Consider the following 19226-nt stretch of genomic DNA (forward strand, 5'->3'; position numbering starts at 1 on the left):
CGTCTTGAAGCGCGGTAGTTCCCCGATAGCGCACGACCGCTGCATGTAAGCCGCCTCAGGCCGAATAATCCAGCCCCCAGTCCCGGTAGCGCGCCGGATCGTCCTGCCACTTGTCGCGCACCTTGACGAACAGGAACAGATGGACGCGGCGTCCGAACAGTTGCTCCAGTTCCTCGCGCGCCGACGCACCGACCTTCCCGATCTGCTGTCCGCCTTTGCCGAGCACGATGCTCTTCTGGCTATCGCGCTGGACATAGATCGTCTGTTCGATCTTCACGCCGCCATCACCCCGATCTTCCCAGGTCTCGGTTTCGACCGTCAGCGCATAGGGCAGTTCCCGATACAGGTTGAGATACAGTTTCTCCCGGGTGATTTCCGCGGCGAGCAGCCGTTCCGGCATGTCGGACAGCTGGTCTTCGGGAAACAGGTGCGGCCCGGCCGGCAGGCGGGCGGCGCAATGGGCGAGAAAGTCGCCGATGCCGCTTCCGGTCAGGGCCGAGATCATGAAAATATCTGTGAACGGTCCCTCCCCGCTCATCCGGTCGGCAAGCGCAAGCAACCGGTCGCGTTTCAGCAGGTCGATCTTGTTGAGCAGAAGGATCGCCCGGCGGTCCTCCCGCACCAGGCCTTCGACAATGCGCCCGGTATCGGTGTCGGTCTGCCGTTCGCACTTCCGTGCATCGACGATCAGCGCGACCAGATCGGCATCCGCGGCGCCTTGCCAGGCGGCGGCCACCATGGCCCGGTCCAACCTGCGTTTCGGCAGGAATATGCCCGGCGTGTCGACCAGGACGACCTGGGCGGCGCCGGGGCCGTCCCCGGCCATAACGATACCGAGCACGCGCGTCCGCGTCGTCTGCACCTTGGGGGATACGATGGAGACTTTGGCGCCGGTCAGCGCGTTGACCAGCGTCGATTTTCCGGTGTTGGGCGCGCCGAGCAGGGCGACGAAACCGCAGCGCGGCCCGACCGAACTGTCCCGGCCGGTCACGGACCGCCCCCATGCGACGGGCTGCGCCGCACTGCGCCCCTAACTGCCATCGAAGCCGCGGCTTTCGATGAGATCGATCATCCGGCCGGCTGCAGCCTGTTCTGCAGCCCGTCTCGAGCGGCCTTCGGCCCGGACCGGGGGCAGCCCGCTGACTGCGCACTCCACATCGAAGAGCGGCTCGTGCGCCGCGCCCTCCCGGCGCACGACCGTGTAGACCGGCAACGGCAGCGACCGGGCCTGCGCCCACTCCTGCAAACCGGTCTTTGCATCCTGGGGCGGACTGGCGGCTTCGCGCATCATCGGCAGCCAGTAGCGGCGGATCATGCAATCGGCCGCTTCAAGTCCGCCGTCCAGATACAGCGCGGCGACCACCGCCTCGCAGCAGTCCGCCAGCGTCCCCGGCTTTGTGCGTCCGCCCTGCTCCTCCTCGCCGCGTGACATTCTGATATGGTCGCCGAGACCGAGCTGCTGCCCGATGCGGGTCAGCGCTTCTGCGCGGACCAGCGCGGCATGCCGGCGGGCGAGCTGGCCGACCTTTTCGTCCGGAAATTCATCCATCAGCAGCCGCGCGACGACCAGGCCCAATACCCGGTCGCCGAGAAATTCCAGCCGCTCCAGGTTACGCTTGCCGCGGCCCTCGCCATCCGTGGCGCTCTGGTGGGTCAATGCTTCCTCCAGCAGCTCCGGCTGCCGGAATTCATACCCCAGTTCCGCAATCAGGCCGGCGATGGGCCGTTCGACGACTTTCACCTGAATCGCCTTATCGAGAACCCGTTGACAATCCGAAAATCGAAAAACGAATACTCATTAATTTTCAATAAGGTTTATCGTGTTTTTGATGTATTTGGTTCAGTCAATTCCCTGAAACAGCCGGCTCCATCTGATCGAGCCCGGCCATTTCCAGACCTCCCAGATGCTTGCCGAGCCGTTCACCGAGAAGAACAGGAACTGCGCCCGGCCGATAAAATTCCGCAACGGTACCATGCCGACGCCGGAAAAGCGGCTGTCGCTCGAATTGTCCCGGTTGTCCCCCATCATGAAATAGTGGCCTGCAGGTACGGTATAGACTCCGGTGTTGTCGGAGCCCGGCACATGGTCGCTGCATTCGTAGATCGTATAGGACCGGCCCGACGGGAGGATTTCGCGATACAGTTTTGCCGGCGCCGGCAGGCCGCTGTGGCTCGTGCATTCCCTCCCGGTCAGACCGTCATAAGCCTTCAGGGCGTGTCCGCCGGAAATGTCGGTGCGGGTCAGCGGCCCGTCGCGGCGGACCTGCTTGCCGTTGATATGCAGGCGGCCGCTGCGCACCTGGATACGGTCGCCGGGGAGCCCGACCACGCGCTTGATGAAATCGACTTTGGTGTTGGTCGGCTGCCGGAAGACCGCCACGTCGCCCCGCTCCGGCTCGCCCGTCAGGAGCCGGCTTTCGATAATGTCGGGGCTGAACGGAACCGAATAGTTCGAATAGCCGTAGCTGAACTTCGAGACGAACAGGTAATCGCCCTTGTGCAGGCCCGGATACATCGAATCCGACGGAATGTTGAAGGGCTCGTAGAGGAAAGTGCGCACGACCAATGCGATCAGCACGGCGTAGAGGATCGTCTTGAGCGCACCGCCGGTATCGGACTTTCGGGCAGATTTTTTTTGCGCTGCTTGGGCTTTGCGCACAGGGCGCCTCCTCGGGTCCTTCGAACCTCGGCTACAGCCCGATTTGGGGAGAAACGGCGCAAGCGCAACCGGGCCGCCGCCGCGCCTGCACGCTGTACCCCGTCTGCCCGGCCCCCACAACCGTCCACCGGCGGTCGTCGGCTCATGCTTCTGCCGCGACAGCAGGGGAAAAGGCGACTTGCAGTCCGGAAAACCCGGTCAGGAACCATTCTCCTCCGGCACCGCGGAAATTACGACGATCACCTGCGCGAGCGGCGGCTCGTCGGTGATCGAAACGTCGATGCGGCCCTCCATGCCGTCGGGCAGCAGTTCGGCGAGCCGCCGGGCCGCGCCGCCGGTGAGCGTCATCGTCGGCTTGCCGCCGGGCAGGTTCACAACGCCCATGTCCCGCCAGTAGACGCCGCGCCGGAAACCCGTACCCAGCGCCTTGGCGCAGGCTTCCTTTGCGGCGAACCGCTTGGCGTAGGTCTCCGCGCGCCGGCGGCGGCCGTCCGCCCGTGCCCGTTCGACATCCGTGAAACACCGGTGGGTGAACCGGTCGCCGAACCGGTCCAGCGTATTGCGGATCCGGCGAATATCGATGAGGTCGCTGCCTACGCCGACGATCATGGTGCCCGGAGGGTCATTTTCGGGCCGCCGGACACCGGAACTGCCGTTCAGGCGCTGCGGGCGCCGGTCGCCTCGGCGCGGGCCTTGTCCATCAGGCTGCGCATCCGTTTGATCGCGCTCTCAAACCCGCCGAATATCGCCTCGCCGACCAGGAAATGGCCGATATTGAGTTCGACCAGAGTCGGAATGGCTGCGACGTCGCCCACCGTATCGAAGGTGAGTCCGTGGCCGGCATGACACTCCAGGCCGAGCCGTTCGGCATGGGCGGCCGCTTCCTCCAGCCGGCGCAACTCCCGGGCCCGGGCCGCCGCGTCGCCGTCGATGTCCGCTTCGCAGAACGAGCCGGTGTGCAACTCGACGACCGGCGCGCCGAGCGCAACCGCGGCATCGAGCGCTTCCCGGTCCGGCTCTATGAACAGGGAGACGCGGATGCCGGCTTTCTGAAGCGCACGCACATATGGCGCCAGGTGATTGTGGCCCTGAACGACGTTCAGGCCGCCTTCGGTCGTGCGCTCCTCGCGCTTTTCCGGAACGATGCAGGCCGCGTGGGGGCCGTGGCGCAGGGCGATCGCCAGCATCTCCCCGGTAGCCGCCATTTCCAGGTTGAGCGGCAGGTCGATCTCCCCGACCAGCCGGACGATATCCGGATCGGCGATATGGCGGCGGTCTTCGCGCAGATGGGCGGTGATGCCGTCGGCGCCGGCCGCTGCCGCAGCCCGGGCAGCGCGCACCGGGTCCGGATGCCGGCCGCCCCGGGCGTTCCGGATGGTCGCCACATGATCGATATTCACGCCGAGCCGCAGATGGCGCATCGCTGATATCCCGTTCGTTCCCGTCTAGCCGCGCGCCCGGTCGACCGAGGTGATGATCGGGCTGGCGCGCAATGCCGCGATGATCTCGGTCAGGTGGCGGACATCGTCAACCTGGATGTCGAGATGGATCTCGAAAAAGTCGATGGACCGGTTGGCGATGCGCAGGTTGGTGATGTTACCGCCATTCTTGCCGATGATGGTGGAAAGGTCGCCCAGCGTGCCGGGCTCGTTCGACAGAAACACCTTTATCCGCGCAATGTGGCTCTCCTCGGGCGACCCGTCGACATCCCAGGACAGGTCAAGCCAGTGACTGGGCATGCTGTTGAAGCGCTGCAGGGTATCGCAGTCGACGGTGTGGACCGTCACGCCCTTGCCGGTCGTGACGATGCCGACGATACGTTCGCCGGGCAGCGGATGGCAGCAGCGGGCGTAATGAACGGCCATCCCCGGGATCAGGCCGCGGATACTGATGCCGGTCTCCGCCGACGCCGCGCCATTCCCTTTCTTTCGGCGGGCCGTCTGTTTGCGCGCCTTGCCGGTCTCGCTCCCTTCGGCATGCGCCGGAAAGAGCTTGTTGACGACCTCCGGACCGGACAGCCGCCCCTCGCCGATGCGGATCAACAGGTCGTCCTCGTCCTGGACCTGGAAGAGCTCGACGGCGCGGGCGATCGCCTTCTTGGTCAGGCGCCGGTTTTCCTGCCGGAAGGCCTTGTCGAGGATGCCGCGGCCCAGCTCGCGGTATTCGTGCCGGTGCTGGATGCGAATGAAACGCCGGATCCGGGCCCGCGCCTTGCCGGTCGCAACGAAGCGCAACCAGTCCGGCGACGGTTTCTGGGACTTCGAGGTCAGCACTTCGACCTGGTCGCCGTTCACCAGGCCCGTCTGCAGCGGCACCATCCGGCCGTTGACCTTGACGCCGGTGCACCGGTCGCCGACCTCGGAATGGACCGCATAGGCAAAATCGACCGGCGTTGCGCCATGGGGCAGCGCGATCAGGTCGCCGCGCGGCGTGAAGCAGAAAACCTGGTCCCGGAACATCTCGAGCTTGGTGTGCTCCAGAAACTCATCCGGCCCCTCCGCTTGCTCCATGATGTCGAGCAGCTCGCGCAGCCAGCGGTATTGCGGCGTATCGGCCTCGCCCCTGCCGTTCGCGGCCTTCTGTTTGTACGACCAGTGGGCCGCCAGCCCGTTCTCGGCGAGGTTGTGCATCTCACCAGTGCGGATCTGGATCTCGATCCGGTAGCCGTCGGGCCCGATCACGGCCGTGTGGATCGAGCGGTAGCCGTTGGGCTTCGGCAGGCTGATATAATCCTTGAAACGGCCGGGGCTGACCCGCCAGGCGCCGTGAATTGCGCCGAGCGCCCGATAGCATTCCTCGATCGTCCCGACCTGGACACGAAAAGCCATGATGTCGCTGAGTTGTTCGAACTCGACATCCTTGCGCTGCATCTTGCGCCAGATCGAATAGGGCGATTTTTCCCGGCCGCCTACGTCCGGCTTCAGGCCGGCGTCCTCAAGCGTCCTGGAAAGCGAATCGATGATCCGCGGCACCAGCGACTCGCCGGCTGTCCGAAGGAACTCGAGCCGCTTCATGATCGACGTCCGCGCATCCGGGTTGATATGCGCGAAGGCCAGATCCTCCAGCTCGTCCTGCAATTCGCGCATGCCGATACGCTCGGCAAGCGGGCTGTAAATTTCGAGCGTTTCGCTGGCGATGCGCTTGCGCTTTTCCCTGTCCCGGATGTGATCGAGCGTGCGCATGTTGTGCAACCGGTCGGCCAGCTTGACCAGCAGGACCCGCAGATCCTCCGACATGGCGAGCAGCAGCTTGCGGAAATTCTCCGCTTGCCGGGCTTCCGAACCGGTAATTTCGAGCTGGGACAGCTTTGTGACGCCGTCGACCAGCTTGGCGATCTCCGTGCCGAACAGGTCTTCGATTTCCGGCAGGGTCGCGCGGGTATCTTCGACGGTATCGTGGAGCAGCGCCGTGATGATCGAGGCACCGTCCAGACGATAGTGGGTGAGGATGCCCGCGACCTCGACCGGATGGGAGAAATAGGGATCGCCGCTGGCGCGCTTCTGCGCACCGTGCGCCTTCATCGAGAACACGTAAGCCCGGTTTATCGCCTGCTCGTCGGCCGACGGATCGTATTGCTTGACGGTCTCGACAAGTTCGTATTGCCGCATCATCGCGAAACGCTCTGCGACAGTACAGGACCGAACAAATTTCGGCCGGAAGCCCCCGGCCTGCCGCGCGACAGGCAGGGCCCGTTCCGGCAGGCGCGCCGGAGAATTCGGCGGGGAACGCGCGTCCGGCCCAGCGTCAGCCCTCCGGTTCTTCCGGTTCCTCCGGTTTGAGCTCCTCACCGCCTAGCAGGATGCCCGTATCCGCCTCTGCCACCGCTTCGGGGGCAGCATCCTGGATCGCACCGGTTTCTCCGGCATCGGCGATTGCGGCGTCAGCGACCGCGGCGTTCGCGGCCTGCTGGTCGGCGACACCGCCGTCCACCGGCGTTGCGCCCAGAACGATCGACTCCCGGGTCAGCGCCTCGGCAACTTCCAGATCTTCTTCCAGATCGTCGCTCGGCTGCTGCTTTTGCAGGCCGAGTATGAGCGATTCCTGGAGCTCGTCGAACGACAGCGTATCTTCGGCTATTTCCCTGAGGGCGATCACCGGATTCTTGTCATTGTCACGGTCCAGCGTCTCCGCCGCACCTGACGAGATATCCCGTGCGCGCTGCGATGCGTACATCACGAGATTGAAACGGTTCGGCACCTTGAGGATGCAGTCTTCTACGGTAACGCGCGCCATGCGGCGGTCTCCCGGCAACGAGGCTCCAGGACGCCGGCGGCTGCCTTCCGAAGCAGTCCCGGCCCGGAACCGGTTTCGGCGATCTTCCCCGCCCGGCACCGAACCGGTTTTCGGGTTCGGTGCGAATGGCCGATGCCGGACAGGATTGCAGCGCAATATATTTTGCCACAGGCGCGAAGCAAGCGCTCCGGCTGACGCAGGGAAAATCCGAACTCAGGCCTGATTCCCGGGGTCCAGGCGAACGCAGCCGTGATCGGGCGGCAGTGCCGCGACCAGGTCAGCCACCGTCCGGCGGGTGACAGGATGACGCCAGCCCGGGGCGATCTCCGCCAACGGCAGCAAGACGAAAGCGCGAGTGTCCATTCGCGGATGCGGCAGGATGGGTGGGCCGGCAGACACCTGCCCCCGGTAGTCGATCAGATCCAGATCGAGGGTGCGGGGAGCGTTCGCCGTTGCGCCCTCGCGCTGCCGCCCGAAACGACTTTCGACGGCGTGCAGAAGCTCCATCAAGGCGCCGGCGGAGCCGGGTGCGGAGGACCGGCCGGGTTCGATCCGCCACACCGCGTTCATGTAGTCGGGCTGATCCGAGGGCGGCCACGCGGGCGAGACATAGAGGCTGCTGCGTTCGACAGGTTCGACGCCGACCGTTCCCAGCCACGCCGCGGCTTCGGCAAAGGTCTGAGCAACCGTGCTGCCGCCGGGGCCCGGAAGATTTCCGCCGACCGCGACATAGATCGGGTGCGGTCCGGCCGCGGGCTGCGCTGTTACGCCCATCGCACTATCTCGTGATTTCCTGCGGGACAGGTGATTACCCCGGGCGCCGGGACGCTATATAATCGATAACAATTACAGGACGTGGCAATGACAGTTCGCAACCTCAGCATCTATTCCGACGAGAAAATTGCGATTTTCATCGACGGTTCCAACCTCTACGCGGCGGCCCGGACCCTCGGCTTCGATATCGACTACAAGCGGCTGCTCGAGTTCTTCCGCACCCGCGCCATCCTGGTGCGCGCCTTCTACTACACGGCCCTCATCGAGGATCAGGAATATTCGCCGATCCGGCCGCTGGTCGATTGGCTCGACTACAACGGCTACACCATGGTTACCAAGCCGACCAAGGAGTTCACGGACTCCCAGGGCCGGCGCAAGATCAAGGGTAACATGGACATCGAGCTTGCCATCGACATGATGGAGCTCTCCGAAAAACTCGACCATGTCGTCCTGTTTTCCGGCGACGGCGATTTCCGCCGCCTGGTCGACGCCGTGCAGCGCAAGGGCGTGCGCGTGACCGTTATCAGCACCGTCAAGACGTCGCCGCCGATGGTCGCCGACGAATTGCGCCGCCAGGCCGATATCTTCCTTGAGTTGGCCGACCTGTCCGAGAACATCCAGCGCGATCCGCGCGACCGGCCGCCGCCGCGCCGCGACCGCTTCGAGCGCGACGAGCGCGACGGTGACGAAGCCTTTGCCGACGATGAATTCGACCGGGAAGGCTGAGGCGCCGGTCCCGGTCTCAGCCGGGTCGGCAGACCCTTCGAAGCCGTAGCAGCGTCTTCGCGATGGCGGCCCCGGATACGCCTGGGGATACGCCCGGCCGCGATTGCGCCCTGTGTCCCCGGCTCGCCGCATTCCGAAGCGAATGGCGCATCCGCGAGCCGGCATGGCACAACGCGCCGGTGCCGTCCTTCGGCGGAATCGACGCCCGGCTCCTGATCGTCGGCCTTGCGCCGGGATTGCGCGGCGCCAACCGGACCGGCCGGCCCTTCACGGGGGATTGGGCCGGAGACCTGCTGTACGACACCCTGATCCGCTACGGTTTTGCAAGCGGAACCTACGACCGCCGCCGGGACGACGGACTCGTTCTGGCCGATTGCCGGATTACCAACGCCGTGCGCTGCGTGCCGCCGGAGAACCGCCCGGCGACCGCCGAAAGCCGGGCTTGCCTGCCTTTTCTGACAGAAGAAATCCGGGCTATGCCGCAGTTGGATACCATCCTGGCGCTCGGCGGAATCGCTCACGGCATGACGCTCGCAGCGCTCGGCCTGAAGAAATCCGCCTTCGCCTTTCGCCACGGCGCCTTTCACCCGGTGGCAAACGGGCTGACTCTCGCCGACAGCTATCATTGCTCCCGCTACAACACCAACACCGGCCGTCTGACGCCTGAAATGTTCAGGGCGGTGTTTGCCGAAATCCGGGCGCGCCTGGACTGAGCCGGATCGAAAGCGACCCCGATCCTGGTACGACCGGCTGCTCATCGTTAGCCGGTCCAATGGCCAGCTCGATCGGGTTGAGGTCGGGCGAGTGGGCCGGCAGGAACCGGAGATGGGTGTCGGCGCTGCGGATGGCATGGCGGACGGCCTTGCCCGGCGCCACGCTACCGGTCCTGCGATAGCGCGCCGTCCAGCGCGGAACACAGGAAACACCGATACCGAATCGCGCCGCTACCGACCGGATCGGCGCGCCCGCCAGATGGGCCCGGACAACACGCTCGCGAAGATCATTGGAATAGGGGCGCGTCATTCAAGCTGGCCTCCTCCACAGTAGATAGCTTGAATCATATCCCCAAAATTGAGGAAATCCCTTAAGATTCACTCAATGACAGACTTCTCTGGTGTTGAATTATGAATAAATTTATATTTATTTTAGTGCCTCGCGTCCGGAGGAAGAAACGGAAATAGTTCGGGACGCAGCTTCGGGATCCGTATGTCTGACCAAACTGAAATCAGGGAGAAATCGACCATGAAGAAGCACCTGCGCAAGACTGCGCTTGCGTTTGCGGCTGCGGCTTTCTGCATTGCCGGAACCGCGCAGGCCGCCGACGTGACGGTCGGCTATCAGCTCGTTTACGGGCCCTGGAAAGCCAAGATGAAAGAACTCAGAGCCAACGGCCTGGGCGGCAAGAGCATAGAGTTCGTCAAGTTCACTTCGGGAACCGAGGTGATCAACGCCATGGCGTCGGGCTCGGTGGATATCTCGTTGAACGGTTCCTCGCCGACGGCGGCGGGCTACAGCCGGGGCGTCGACCTGCAGGTCATCTACATCTACGATAACATCAACGATGCCGAAGCCCTGGTCGTCGACAAGTCGGTGACTGCGCCGCAAGACCTCAAGGGCAAGACGATTGCCGTGCCATTCGGCTCGACGACCCATTTCCACATGATGTTCGCCCTGGAGCAGTTCGGAATCTCGCCGAAGGAACTGAAGGTCATCGACATGTCTCCGCCGGATATGGTTGCGGCGTGGGAACGCGGCGACATCAACGGCGGATTCGTCTGGGATCCGGCGCTCGGCCGCATGAAGAAGAAGGGGCGGGTTCTGCTGACCTCCGGCGACCTCAGCAACTGGGGCAAGGCCACGTTCGACGCCATGGTCGCGCGCAAGGGTTTCACCGACAAGAATCCGAAATTTGCCTGCCAGTGGGTGAAGATGGTGGCAGCGGCTGACGCCGACTATCGCGCCAACCCCGGCAAGTACGGCCCCGGCACCGCCAACGCCAAGGGGATCGCGGCCGCGGTCTCCGGCGACGAGAGCCAGGTCGGCGGCGTGCTGGCCCTGTACGACTACCCGACGCTCCAGCAGCAGATTTCCGGAACCTGGTTGGGCGGCGGCGTGCAGAACGCGCTGAAGGCGGCCTCGGAGTTCCTGAAGGCCCAGGGCAAGCTCGACAAGGTGCTGGACAGCTACGCGGATTCGGCGAACCCGAAATTCGCCAAGATGGCGCTGGAAGGCGGCTGCTAGGCGCCGAGGACTGCCGCACACAAATGTCGTTTCGGCCGGAACCGGCGATGGGCGCCGGTTCCGGCCGGGATGGCGGCGTCCGGCTTCAACCGCTCGGAAGGGCGCGTTTCCCGAACCGTCCTTCGCATGAGCGCCCGGACCGGCCGTACATCGGCAGGCACCCATGACCGCGGTCATCAGCCTCAATCACGTCGCCATGGTGTTTCCCGCCCTGCAAGGGCTGGGAAGCGTCAAGGCGCTCGAAGACGTGAACTTCGAGTTCCGGGAAAACGAATTCGTTGTCGCGCTCGGCGCTTCGGGCTGCGGCAAGACCACGTTGCTGAACGTCATCGCCGGGTTTCTGCCGCCGACATCCGGCCAGGTCCTGCACAAGGGCGATCCGATCAGCGGGCCGGGCCGGGATCGCGGCGTCGTTTTCCAGAAACACGCCCTGCTTCCGTGGCTCAACGTCATTCAGAACACCGAATTCGGGCTCAAGCTTCAGGGCGTGGCAAGCGCCGAGCGGCGCATCAGGGCGCGCGAGAACCTCGCCCTGGTCGGCCTGTCGGACTTCGAAAACTATCCGATCTACCAGCTTTCCGGTGGGATGCAGCAACGGGTCGGGTTGGCGCGGGCGCTGACCTGCGACCCGGACATGCTGCTGATGGACGAACCGCTCGGCGCCCTCGACGCCTTCACCCGCGAGAATATGCAGGAACTGATTCTCGACGTTTGGCAGAAGACCCGGAAAGTCGTCTTCTTCATCACCCATAGCGTCGAGGAAGCGCTGTTCATGGCGACCCGCCTTGTTGTCATGTCGCCGAGGCCGGGCCGCATCACGCACGAATACGAACTCGACTTCTACAATCAGTATTTCGAGTCCGGCAATGCGAGGCAGGTCAAGTCCTCGGCCGAATTCATCGCAATGCGCGAAGAGATCCTCTCGATCATCTACGGCGAAGAGAGGAGCGGGCTGGAGCCATGAATCTCGGGATATTCTCGCGCCGGAAATCGGAGGTCGTCGACCAGTACGGCGCACCGGGGCGCGGCAGGAGCACCGCCATCAGCGCGGTGACCATCGTGATCATCCTGGGCGGCTGGTGGCTCGCCACGCAACTCGAACTGATCCGGCCCCTGTTCCTGCCGGCGCCCGAGATGGTGATCTCGAAATTCAACAGGATCGCCTGTACGGATTACTATTTCGAACAACTGCTCGTCCTGATCGGCGCCAGTGCGGCGGTCACGTCCGAATGCCAAGGATTCAGCGAACATGCCCTGCACGAGCATGTTCTCTGGAGCCTCTACCGGGTCTTCGGCTCTTTCTTCCTGGCGGTCATAACGGCGGTGCCCATCGGCATCGCCATGGGCATGAGCCGCTACGCCCGCGGCGTGTTCGACCCGCCGATCGAATTCTACCGGCCGATTCCGCCGCTCGCCTATCTGCCGCTGACCATCATCTGGTTCGGCATCGGGGAATCCGGCAAGCTCTTCCTGATCTATCTGGCCTGCTTCGCACCGATTGCGATCAACGCGCGCGCCGGGGTGCGTTCGGTATCGATCGAGCAGATCCATGCGGCCTATTCGATGGGCGCAACCAGCCAGCAGGTGATCCGCCAGGTGGTCATCAAGGCGGCGCTGCCCGAAATCCTCACCGGGATGCGCGTCGCGATTGCTTTCGGCTGGACCACCCTCGTCGCGGCGGAAATGGTCGCGGCCAAGGCGGGAATCGGCGTGATGGTGCTGAACGCCGCCCGTTTCCTCGCCACCGATATCGTTTTCCTCGGCATCGTGGTTATCGGCGCCGTCGCCTTCATTTTCGATCTTATCATGCGGCGTATCGAGCGGGCCCTCGTCCCCTGGAAGGGCAAGGTCTGACCGGGCTCCGCTGCCGGTAACGCCTGCGTTCAATACCACGCTTCCGGTAGTTCCTCCTTGCGCCGGGCGACGAAGGCGTCGAGTTCCTCGCGCACGGCTTCGTCCATCGGCGGCGGCGCGTATTGCTCCAGCATCTCCTTCCAGCGCGCATGGGCGCGGCGGCGCATGTCGGTCGATCCGCGTTCGAGCCAGTTCTCCATGGTATCGTTGTCGGACAGCGTCGGCTCATAAAACGCGGTCAGATAGTTGCGCATCGTGTGGTCGCAGCCCAGGAAATGGCCGCCGGGGCCGACTTCGCCATAGGCGTCGCGGGCCAGGGCCTCGTCGCCGGTGTCGAGCCCTTCGCCGACCAGTTTCCGGTAGCTGCCGAGCCGGTCGGCGTCCATGACCAGCTTCTCGAACCCGGTGCACAGGCCGCCTTCGAGCCAGCCGGCCGCCTGGAGCACGAAGTTGGCGCCGGCCAGCACGGTCGAATGCATCGAATCGGCGGATTCGTAGGCCGCCTGGGCATCCTCGATCTTCGAGGACGTCAGCGAGCCGCCGCAGCGCAAGGGCAGCCCGGCCCGCCGGGCGAGCTGGCCCATGACATAGTGCGACAGCGCCGGCTCCGGCGTCCCGAAGGTCGGCGCGCCGGATCTCAGCGACATCGAGGTGAGGAAATTGCCGAGGATGAAAGGCGCGCCGGGCCGCACGAGCTGGGCGAAGGCGCAGACCATCAGCGCCTCGGCCAGGGCCTGGGCGATCGAGGCGGCGGTCGAGACCGGCCCCATGGCGCCGGACAGGATGAAGGGCGCCACGGCGATGCCCTGCCCGCGCCCGCAATAGGCCCGGATCGCTTCCGTCACCACCTTGTCCACCAGCAGCGGCGAGTTGGTGTTGACGTTGCCGAGGATGACGCAGTGCTCGTCCATCGTCTCCCGGCCGAAGACGATCTCGGCCATGTCGACGCTGTCCTGCGCCCGGCTCTTCTCGGTGATGGCGCCGAAATGCGGCTTGTCGCTCAGCGTCATGTGAGCGTGGAGCATGTCGAGGTGGCGGGTGCTCACCGGGATATCGCAGGGCTCGCAGACCACGAAGCTGCCGTGATGCAGGTGCGGGTGCATGTAGATGAGCTTCACCAGGTTCCGGAAGCTCTCGAGATCGCCATAGCGCCGGCCGCCCTCGAGGTCGCGCACGAAAGGCGGGCCGTAGACCGCGGCATAGACCTGGTTGTCGCCGCCGATCACGACCGAGCGGTCGGGATTGCGCGCACGCTGCGTGAACTGGCGCGGCGCCTTCGCGCACATCGCGCGGACCCAGTCCGCCGGCGCGCGGACCAGATCGTCGTCAACGGTGGCGCCCGCCTCCCGCCACAATTGCAGCGCCTCGGGATCGCCGCGGAAGGCGATTCCGACATCCTGCACGATCCAGTCGACCTGGGTTTCGATGCGCCGGAGCTCTTCCTCGTCGAGGACTTCGAATGCCGGCAGGCGCCGCCGGATATAGGGCGAAGCCGGCGCCCCCCTGGCGGCAGCGGGCCGCTGGCGCGCGGCCCGGGCGCGTCGGGCCATGGCAACCCTCCTTCGATCGGCGGCGGAGCGAGGCGCCGCCCGGCGCAGGTCGGCCGGCGCTGCCCTGCCTTCCGCGTTCCTACCGTGACCCTCACGGAAGGGGGCGCACCCCTTACAACAGGCGCCGGCCGCATGCTAGCCTGAATCGGTCGGCACAAACCCTCCAGCGCAAGGCCCCGTGTGACACCAGTTTCAACCGCATCGTCCGGCGGCGTCGGACAGGCGCGCCTGCGCGTCGAGGACCGGGCGCTCCTGACCGGCCGGGGCCGTTTCACCGACGATATCCGGATCGCCGGCTGCCTCCACGCCGCCTTCGTGCGCAGCCCGGAAGCGCAGGGGCGGATCGCCGCGGTCGACATGGCGGAAGCGGCGGCCATGCCCGGTGTCGTCCGCATTTTCACCGGCGCGGACCTTGCCGGCCTGGGACGGACTTCGGTCAACCCGCTCATGCCCGAACTCCGGCCGCTACCGCCGCAACCGCTCGCTGTTGAAACCGTTGCCGCGGTCGGCGCGCCGGTCGCCGTCGTCGTCGCGGAAACCGCGGCAGCAGCGCTCGATGCCGCCGAAGCCGTCTTCGTGGACATCGAGCCGCTCCCCCTGCGGTCGCCGGATGGCGCGGCAACGGCTTATCGGGCGCGCGAAACCTGGCGGTCGAAGCCGGCAGGAGAGGCCCGCAACGCCGCCGCGCGGGCAACCGTTTCCCTGCGCCAGCCGCTGCTCGCCCCGGCGGCGCTGGAGCCGCGCGGGCTGGTCGCCGACGCCGCGACGGTGCCGGGCCGGCTGACCGTCTGGCTCGGCAGCCAGTCGCCGCACCGGGCGCGCGAGGAACTGGCCGCCGCGCTCGGTATGGAACCGGAACTCGTCCGGGTCGTGGCGCCCGATGTCGGCGGCGCGTTCGGCATGAAGGCATCGCTCTATCCCGAAGATATCGCCGTCGCCTTCGCCGCCCGGGCGCTCGGCCGCCGCGTGAAATGGATCGCCACCCGCAGCGAGGACTTCCTTGCCGCTACCCAGGGCCGCGGGCAGACCGTCGAGGCCGGCCTCAGCGCCGCCGCAGACGGAACGCTGCTCCATCTCGACGCCGCGGTCCGCGCGCCGCTCGGCCACTGGATGCCCTACAGCGCGGTCGTCCCGGCGCGCAACGCCGGGCGCATTTTGCCCGGTCCCTACAGGGTCGCGTCCGTCGATATCGAAGCTGCCGGCATCGAGACGAACGGCGCCGCCGTCGGCATCTATCGCGGCGCCGGCCGGCCGGAGGCCGCGCTCGCCATGGAACTGCTGATCGAGCGGCTCGCCATGGCGCTCGGCCTGACCCCGGGGGAACTCCGGCGCCGCAATTTCGTGTCCGCCGGCGACATGCCGTGGACGACGCCGACCGGCCAGACCCTGGACAGCGGCGATTACGCCACCGCTTACGACCGGGCCGCCTTCTTGCTCGCAGCGGGGAAACCGCCGGATGACGGCCTGCTGCGCGGCACGGCGACCGTTGCCTATATCGAGCCTTCCGGCCTGGGGTGGGAGACCGCGCGCCTGACGCTCGGCGCCGACGGCACGATTACCGCCGCGACCGGCTCGACCGCCCAGGGCCAGGGCCGGACGACCGCGGTACAGCAGATCGCCGCCGACCGGCTGGCCGCCGACCCGGGCGCCATCGCGGTCGTCCACGGCGACAGCCGCGCGCCGGAAACGGCGATCGGCGCGCTGGCCAGCCGCAGCACGCCGATCGGCGGCAGCGCGCTGATCCAGGCCTGCGACGCGCTCCGGGAGCGGGCCGAGGACCGGCTCGGACGGCCCATCGAAACCGAACCGGACTGGGCCGCCATCGCGCAGCAGACCGGCGGCCTCGAAGCCTACGCGAACTACACCGCTGCGGGAGAGGCCTGGGGTTACGGCGCGGTCGGCTGCGCCGTCGCCATCGATCCGGAAACCGGCGTGCTGACTGTCGAGCGGCTCGTCTGGGTCGACGATGCCGGCACGGTCGTCAACCCGATGCTGGCCGAAGGGCAACTGCTCGGCGGCATCGCCCAGGGCGTCGGCGAAGCGGTGCTGGAGCGGATCGTCTACGACGCGGACAGGCAACTGCTCACCGGGTCGTTCATGGACTACGGCATCCCGCGCGCCGCCGACATGCCGCCGGTGACGCTGGAGCGGATGGAGACGCCGAGCCCGGCCAACCTGCTCGGCGCCAAGGGCATCGGCGAGGCCGGCGCCATCGGCGCGCCGGCGGCGATCGCCTGCGCCGTCATGGCCGCCCTGCGCCCGCTCGGCGTGAAGCATCTCGACATGCCCTACACCCCTGCACATATTTGGCAGGCGATCCGCGACGCCCGAACCGACGCCCGAACCGCCTCCGGGACCGGCGGCGGGTCCGGCGACGGGATTGAGCACGAGCAGGAGGAGTAGAGGAATGGCCCTCCCCTACCGGAAGTCCGAAGCCAAGGACTACGCCCGCGAACACATGAAGGGCATCTGGGCAGCGGCGCTCACCCCGTTCGCCGGTGAAGGCGCAATCGACGAGGCCGCGGTGCGGCGCAATCTGCGCCACTGGATCGACGATCTGGAGATCGACGGCTTCTTCATTTCCGGCAAGCAGGGCGAGTTCTTCGCCATGTCGCTGGACGAGCGCAAGCGCTGCCTAGAGATCGCCGTCGAAGAGTGCGCCGGGGGCCCCGCCTCCACCATTATGTCCTGCTCGGACCAGAATCTGGACGTCGTGATCGACCTGGCGCAGCACGCCGAGGCCGTCGGCTGCCCCTATATCGTCGTCCACGCGCCGGTGCTGCATTTCAACACCGATCCCGACGACACGGTCTACGAGTATTACCGCTATATCTGCGAGCGGGTGGATATCGCCGTCGCGATGTGGAGCCACCCGGACAGCGGCTACCTGATGAGCCCGGAACTGTGCAGCCGGGTCGCCGACCTGCCGAACGTCGTGGCGATCAAATACAGCGTGCCGCGGGAGATGTACGCCCGCCTCACCGACCTCGCCGGCGACCGCATCCTGGTCAGCACCGCGTCGGAAGACGAATGGTTCGACAATATCGTCGAACTGGGCTGGCAACTCTATCTCTGCTCCTCGCCGCCCTACCTGATCCAGACCGCCGCCGACAAGCGGATGCGCGAATATACCGACCTCGTCTTCGCCGGCGAGACCGCGAAGGCGCGCGCGGTGCGCGACAGCCTCGACCCGGTGCGCAAGGCGCTCAAGGGCACGCGCCCGCCGGGCAAGCCCCACAGCCACCAGAAATACTGGCAGGACCTGCTCGGCCAGACCGGCGGCCATGTCCGCCGCCCCGGCCTGCCGCTGACCGAGGCAGAGAAGGCGGCGACGCGCGCGGCCTTCGATTCCTGTGGCCTCGTGCTCGACAGTCCGGCACGGGCCGCCTGACCGTGGCGGAGGCGAACCGGGACCAGATCGAATTCTGGTCCACAACCCAGGGCCACAAGTGGTTGCGCCTGGAAGACCGCATCGAGCGGATGATGACGCCGTTCACCGAGGCCGGCCTAGCCGCGCTCGGCGACATTTCCGGCCGGCATTGCCTCGACATCGGCTGCGGCGCGGCCGGGACCACGCTGGCGCTGGCCGACGCTGCGGGCGAAAGCGGGTCCGCCGCCGGCATCGACGTGTCGCCGCCCCTGCTCGAACGGGCGTGGGAACGGGCGAAACGGCGCAAGAATGTGTGCTTCGCGGAAGGCGACGCCCAGGACTACGCGTTCCGGGAGGACACGTTCGACATCCTGTTCTCGCGCTTCGGCATCATGTTTTTCAAGGATACAGCCGCAGCCCTCGCCAACCTGCGCCGCGCCAGCGTGCCGGGCGCGCGGCTGGTCTTCATCGTGTGGCGCGAGCCGCGGGAGAACCCGTGGGTGATGATCCCGGTTTCGGCGGCCAAGGCCTTCGTCGAACTACCGCCGCGCCCAGCGCCGGGCGAGCCGAGCCAGTTCCAGTGGGCCGATGCCGAACTGGCGACCGGCTGGCTGGAAGGCGCCGGCTGGCGCGACTGCCGCTTCGCGCCGCTCGATATTGCGCTGAAAATGCCGGGCGAGCCGCTCGAAGCGGCGCGTTTCCTGCTCCAGATGGGGCCCGGAGCCGCGCTGCTCGCCGAAGCCGGCGGCGATCTCGCCGAACGCGCCGAAGTTGCGCTGGCGGAAGACCTCGTCCCACATCTGCGCAACGGCGCGGTGATCCTGGACAGCGCCTGCTGGATCGTCTCGGCGACCGCCGGCTGACCTGCCCGCAGCCTCATATCCTTCCCCCGCCGAAGCGGCTTCCTCTGCGAACGGCGCGAACCGAAGCCGGTCCTCAAAATATTTCCTTTTTTTCGATAATATTCCTTGACACGATAGATCCCGCGCCCTATATCGGCCCCGTCAACGCCCGAAGTGCGCCTGCCGCGGCCGGCCGACATCCCCCCGAATAAAGAAGCAAACGAAGAAACAGGCGGGGGACCCTGCGGGATCCTTCCACCCTTCCCGCTTTGATCCGCCGCCGATCGGTCATCCGATCCGCCGCCCTGTGCGCCATTGAGCCTGACGGCCGGACAACATCCGGTTCGACCCTCCGATTCCGCCGGGCCATCGTGCCCCCGATCCTGCCTGGCGGTGCTGCCCCGGTGTCGCCCGGCGCTCCTACTCGCCCAGGAGGCTGGAAAAATTCCTACCGAAAGTGTTTTTGCGCACTTTCGAGAGGCATGTTTCCAACGATTCCAAAGGGTTAGGGCTGCCGGGCGCAAAAAAAAATCATATTAAATAGAACGGTCTGTCAAATTCTAAAACAGAGCGATTTCAAAGACTTAGGCAATCTGATTTTGAACGTTTATTCAAAATCCGGCCGTTTTCCGGCTTCCGGCCCGTCCGGCACACCCATTCGCAGAGGAATCCCTAAAGGGAGGGGTATGGGGCGGCCGGAGCGGTGCCGGGATCGGACATCGGCGCGGCGGCAGGCGACCCCTCCCCTTGCCCCTCCCCCAAGGGATTCCTCTGCGAAAGGCCGCAAACGTCCGCAGAGTTATACCTCCCCCTCTTCAGAGGGGGAGGCCAGGTGGGGGTGGCGCGTCGAAAGACGCGCTTCGCCGCAAGGCGAATCCTTTGCTGGCCCAATACACCCCCATCCCCTCCGCTTCGCTCCGGGACTTCCCCCTCTGAAGAGGATTCCTCTGCAAAAGGCCGGTAGGGAGGGATCTGGC

At 66.0% G+C, this 19226-nt stretch carries 16 protein-coding genes and 2 pseudogenes; 8 read left to right on the forward strand and 10 right to left on the reverse strand.

The genetic code is table 11. The features are described from left to right. Positions 1–55: 55 nt before the first annotated feature. The 8 genes and pseudogenes from era to folK form a co-directional block, all read right to left on the reverse strand. Positions 56–991, reverse strand: coding sequence for a GTPase Era (gene era / locus OXM58_19915; GenBank protein ID MDE0150631.1), 936 nt, complete (start codon positions 989–991; stop codon positions 56–58). Positions 992–1030: 39 nt separating this feature from the next. Beyond that, entirely contained in the window at positions 1031–1741 is a 711-nt protein-coding gene (rnc, locus tag OXM58_19920) for a ribonuclease III (protein MDE0150632.1), read from the reverse strand. A gap of 99 nt (positions 1742–1840) precedes the next feature. Then, positions 1841–2659, reverse strand: coding sequence for a signal peptidase I (lepB, locus tag OXM58_19925; protein ID MDE0150633.1), 819 nt, complete (start codon positions 2657–2659; stop codon positions 1841–1843). Between the two features lie 198 nt (positions 2660–2857). Then, a complete protein-coding gene (gene acpS / locus OXM58_19930) occupies positions 2858–3268 on the reverse strand; it encodes a holo-ACP synthase (protein ID MDE0150634.1) in 411 nt (136 codons plus the stop codon). Positions 3269–3315: 47 nt separating this feature from the next. Continuing rightward, a complete protein-coding gene (locus OXM58_19935) occupies positions 3316–4080 on the reverse strand; it encodes a pyridoxine 5'-phosphate synthase (protein MDE0150635.1) in 765 nt (254 codons plus the stop codon). Positions 4081–4104: 24 nt separating this feature from the next. Next, entirely contained in the window at positions 4105–6270 is a 2166-nt protein-coding gene (locus OXM58_19940) for a bifunctional (p)ppGpp synthetase/guanosine-3',5'-bis(diphosphate) 3'-pyrophosphohydrolase (GenBank protein ID MDE0150636.1), read from the reverse strand. Positions 6271–6598: 328 nt separating this feature from the next. Continuing rightward, positions 6599–6892: pseudogene (gene rpoZ, locus OXM58_19945) on the reverse strand (DNA-directed RNA polymerase subunit omega). Between the two features lie 213 nt (positions 6893–7105). After that, positions 7106–7666 carry a 2-amino-4-hydroxy-6-hydroxymethyldihydropteridine diphosphokinase gene (gene folK / locus OXM58_19950; protein MDE0150637.1) on the reverse strand — a complete coding sequence of 187 codons (561 nt, stop codon included), beginning with the start codon at positions 7664–7666 and terminating at the stop codon, positions 7106–7108. An 87-nt stretch (positions 7667–7753) separates the two neighbouring features. Here folK and OXM58_19955 point away from each other — a divergent pair, with 87 nt between their 5' ends. Further along, positions 7754–8392 (forward strand): NYN domain-containing protein, encoded by a 639-nt coding sequence (locus OXM58_19955; GenBank protein ID MDE0150638.1) that lies wholly within the window; start codon positions 7754–7756, stop codon positions 8390–8392. 62 nt (positions 8393–8454) lie between these two features. Further along, complete coding sequence (locus tag OXM58_19960; protein ID MDE0150639.1) at positions 8455–9105, forward strand: uracil-DNA glycosylase; 651 nt, start codon at positions 8455–8457, stop codon at positions 9103–9105. Between the two features lie 148 nt (positions 9106–9253). Here OXM58_19960 and OXM58_19965 read toward each other — a convergent pair. After that, positions 9254–9415: pseudogene (locus OXM58_19965) on the reverse strand (helix-turn-helix domain-containing protein). A gap of 219 nt (positions 9416–9634) precedes the next feature. Between OXM58_19965 and tauA the strand changes: the two are divergent. From tauA to OXM58_19980, 3 genes are all read left to right on the forward strand, one after another. Further along, on the forward strand, positions 9635–10633 hold the full coding sequence (tauA, locus tag OXM58_19970; protein MDE0150640.1) for a taurine ABC transporter substrate-binding protein: 999 nt from the start codon (positions 9635–9637) through the stop codon (positions 10631–10633). A gap of 196 nt (positions 10634–10829) precedes the next feature. Beyond that, entirely contained in the window at positions 10830–11597 is a 768-nt protein-coding gene (locus OXM58_19975) for a taurine ABC transporter ATP-binding protein (GenBank protein ID MDE0150641.1), read from the forward strand. Then, positions 11594–12487 (forward strand): ABC transporter permease subunit, encoded by an 894-nt coding sequence (locus tag OXM58_19980; protein MDE0150642.1) that lies wholly within the window; start codon positions 11594–11596, stop codon positions 12485–12487. The genes OXM58_19975 and OXM58_19980 overlap by 4 nt, the downstream gene beginning before the upstream one ends. Positions 12488–12516: 29 nt before the next feature. Here the strand turns inward: OXM58_19980 and OXM58_19985 are convergent, their stop codons facing one another. Then, positions 12517–14037, reverse strand: coding sequence for a trimethylamine methyltransferase family protein (locus OXM58_19985; protein MDE0150643.1), 1521 nt, complete (start codon positions 14035–14037; stop codon positions 12517–12519). 180 nt (positions 14038–14217) lie between these two features. Between OXM58_19985 and OXM58_19990 the strand changes: the two genes are divergently transcribed. From OXM58_19990 to OXM58_20000, 3 genes are read left to right on the forward strand one after another with little or no spacing between them, the layout of a single operon-like run. Beyond that, positions 14218–16440: a xanthine dehydrogenase family protein molybdopterin-binding subunit gene (locus OXM58_19990; protein ID MDE0150644.1), complete on the forward strand. Its 2223-nt coding sequence runs from the start codon at positions 14218–14220 to the stop codon at positions 16438–16440. Positions 16441–16444: 4 nt separating this feature from the next. Beyond that, the gene (locus OXM58_19995) at positions 16445–17428 is read left to right on the forward strand and encodes a dihydrodipicolinate synthase family protein (GenBank protein ID MDE0150645.1); all 984 of its coding nucleotides are present in this window, start codon (positions 16445–16447) and stop codon (positions 17426–17428) included. Positions 17429–17430: 2 nt separating this feature from the next. Continuing rightward, entirely contained in the window at positions 17431–18270 is an 840-nt protein-coding gene (locus OXM58_20000) for a class I SAM-dependent methyltransferase (GenBank protein ID MDE0150646.1), read from the forward strand. Positions 18271–19226: the final 956 nt, after the last annotated feature.

Source organism: Rhodospirillaceae bacterium (assembly GCA_028819475.1).
In the GTDB taxonomy this organism is placed as follows: domain Bacteria; phylum Pseudomonadota; class Alphaproteobacteria; order Bin65; family Bin65; genus Bin65.

Bases quoted from the DNA above. Each gene is read 5' to 3' on its own strand.
- OXM58_19935 (MDE0150635.1), bottom strand. From the start codon at position 4,080: ATGCGCCATCTGCGGCTCGGCGTGAATATCGATCATGTGGCGACCATC.
- OXM58_19960 (MDE0150639.1), top strand. From the start codon at position 8,455: ATGGCGGCCCCGGATACGCCTGGGGATACGCCCGGCCGCGATTGCGCC.
- OXM58_19975 (MDE0150641.1), top strand. From the start codon at position 10,830: ATGGTGTTTCCCGCCCTGCAAGGGCTGGGAAGCGTCAAGGCGCTCGAA.
- OXM58_19980 (MDE0150642.1), top strand. From the start codon at position 11,594: ATGAATCTCGGGATATTCTCGCGCCGGAAATCGGAGGTCGTCGACCAG.
- OXM58_19955 (MDE0150638.1), top strand. From the start codon at position 7,754: ATGACAGTTCGCAACCTCAGCATCTATTCCGACGAGAAAATTGCGATT.
- OXM58_19940 (MDE0150636.1), bottom strand. From the start codon at position 6,270: ATGATGCGGCAATACGAACTTGTCGAGACCGTCAAGCAATACGATCCG.
- OXM58_19995 (MDE0150645.1), top strand. From the start codon at position 16,445: ATGGCCCTCCCCTACCGGAAGTCCGAAGCCAAGGACTACGCCCGCGAA.
- acpS (MDE0150634.1), bottom strand. From the start codon at position 3,268: ATGATCGTCGGCGTAGGCAGCGACCTCATCGATATTCGCCGGATCCGC.
- folK (MDE0150637.1), bottom strand. From the start codon at position 7,666: ATGGGCGTAACAGCGCAGCCCGCGGCCGGACCGCACCCGATCTATGTC.
- tauA (MDE0150640.1), top strand. From the start codon at position 9,635: ATGAAGAAGCACCTGCGCAAGACTGCGCTTGCGTTTGCGGCTGCGGCT.
- OXM58_19985 (MDE0150643.1), bottom strand. From the start codon at position 14,037: ATGGCCCGACGCGCCCGGGCCGCGCGCCAGCGGCCCGCTGCCGCCAGG.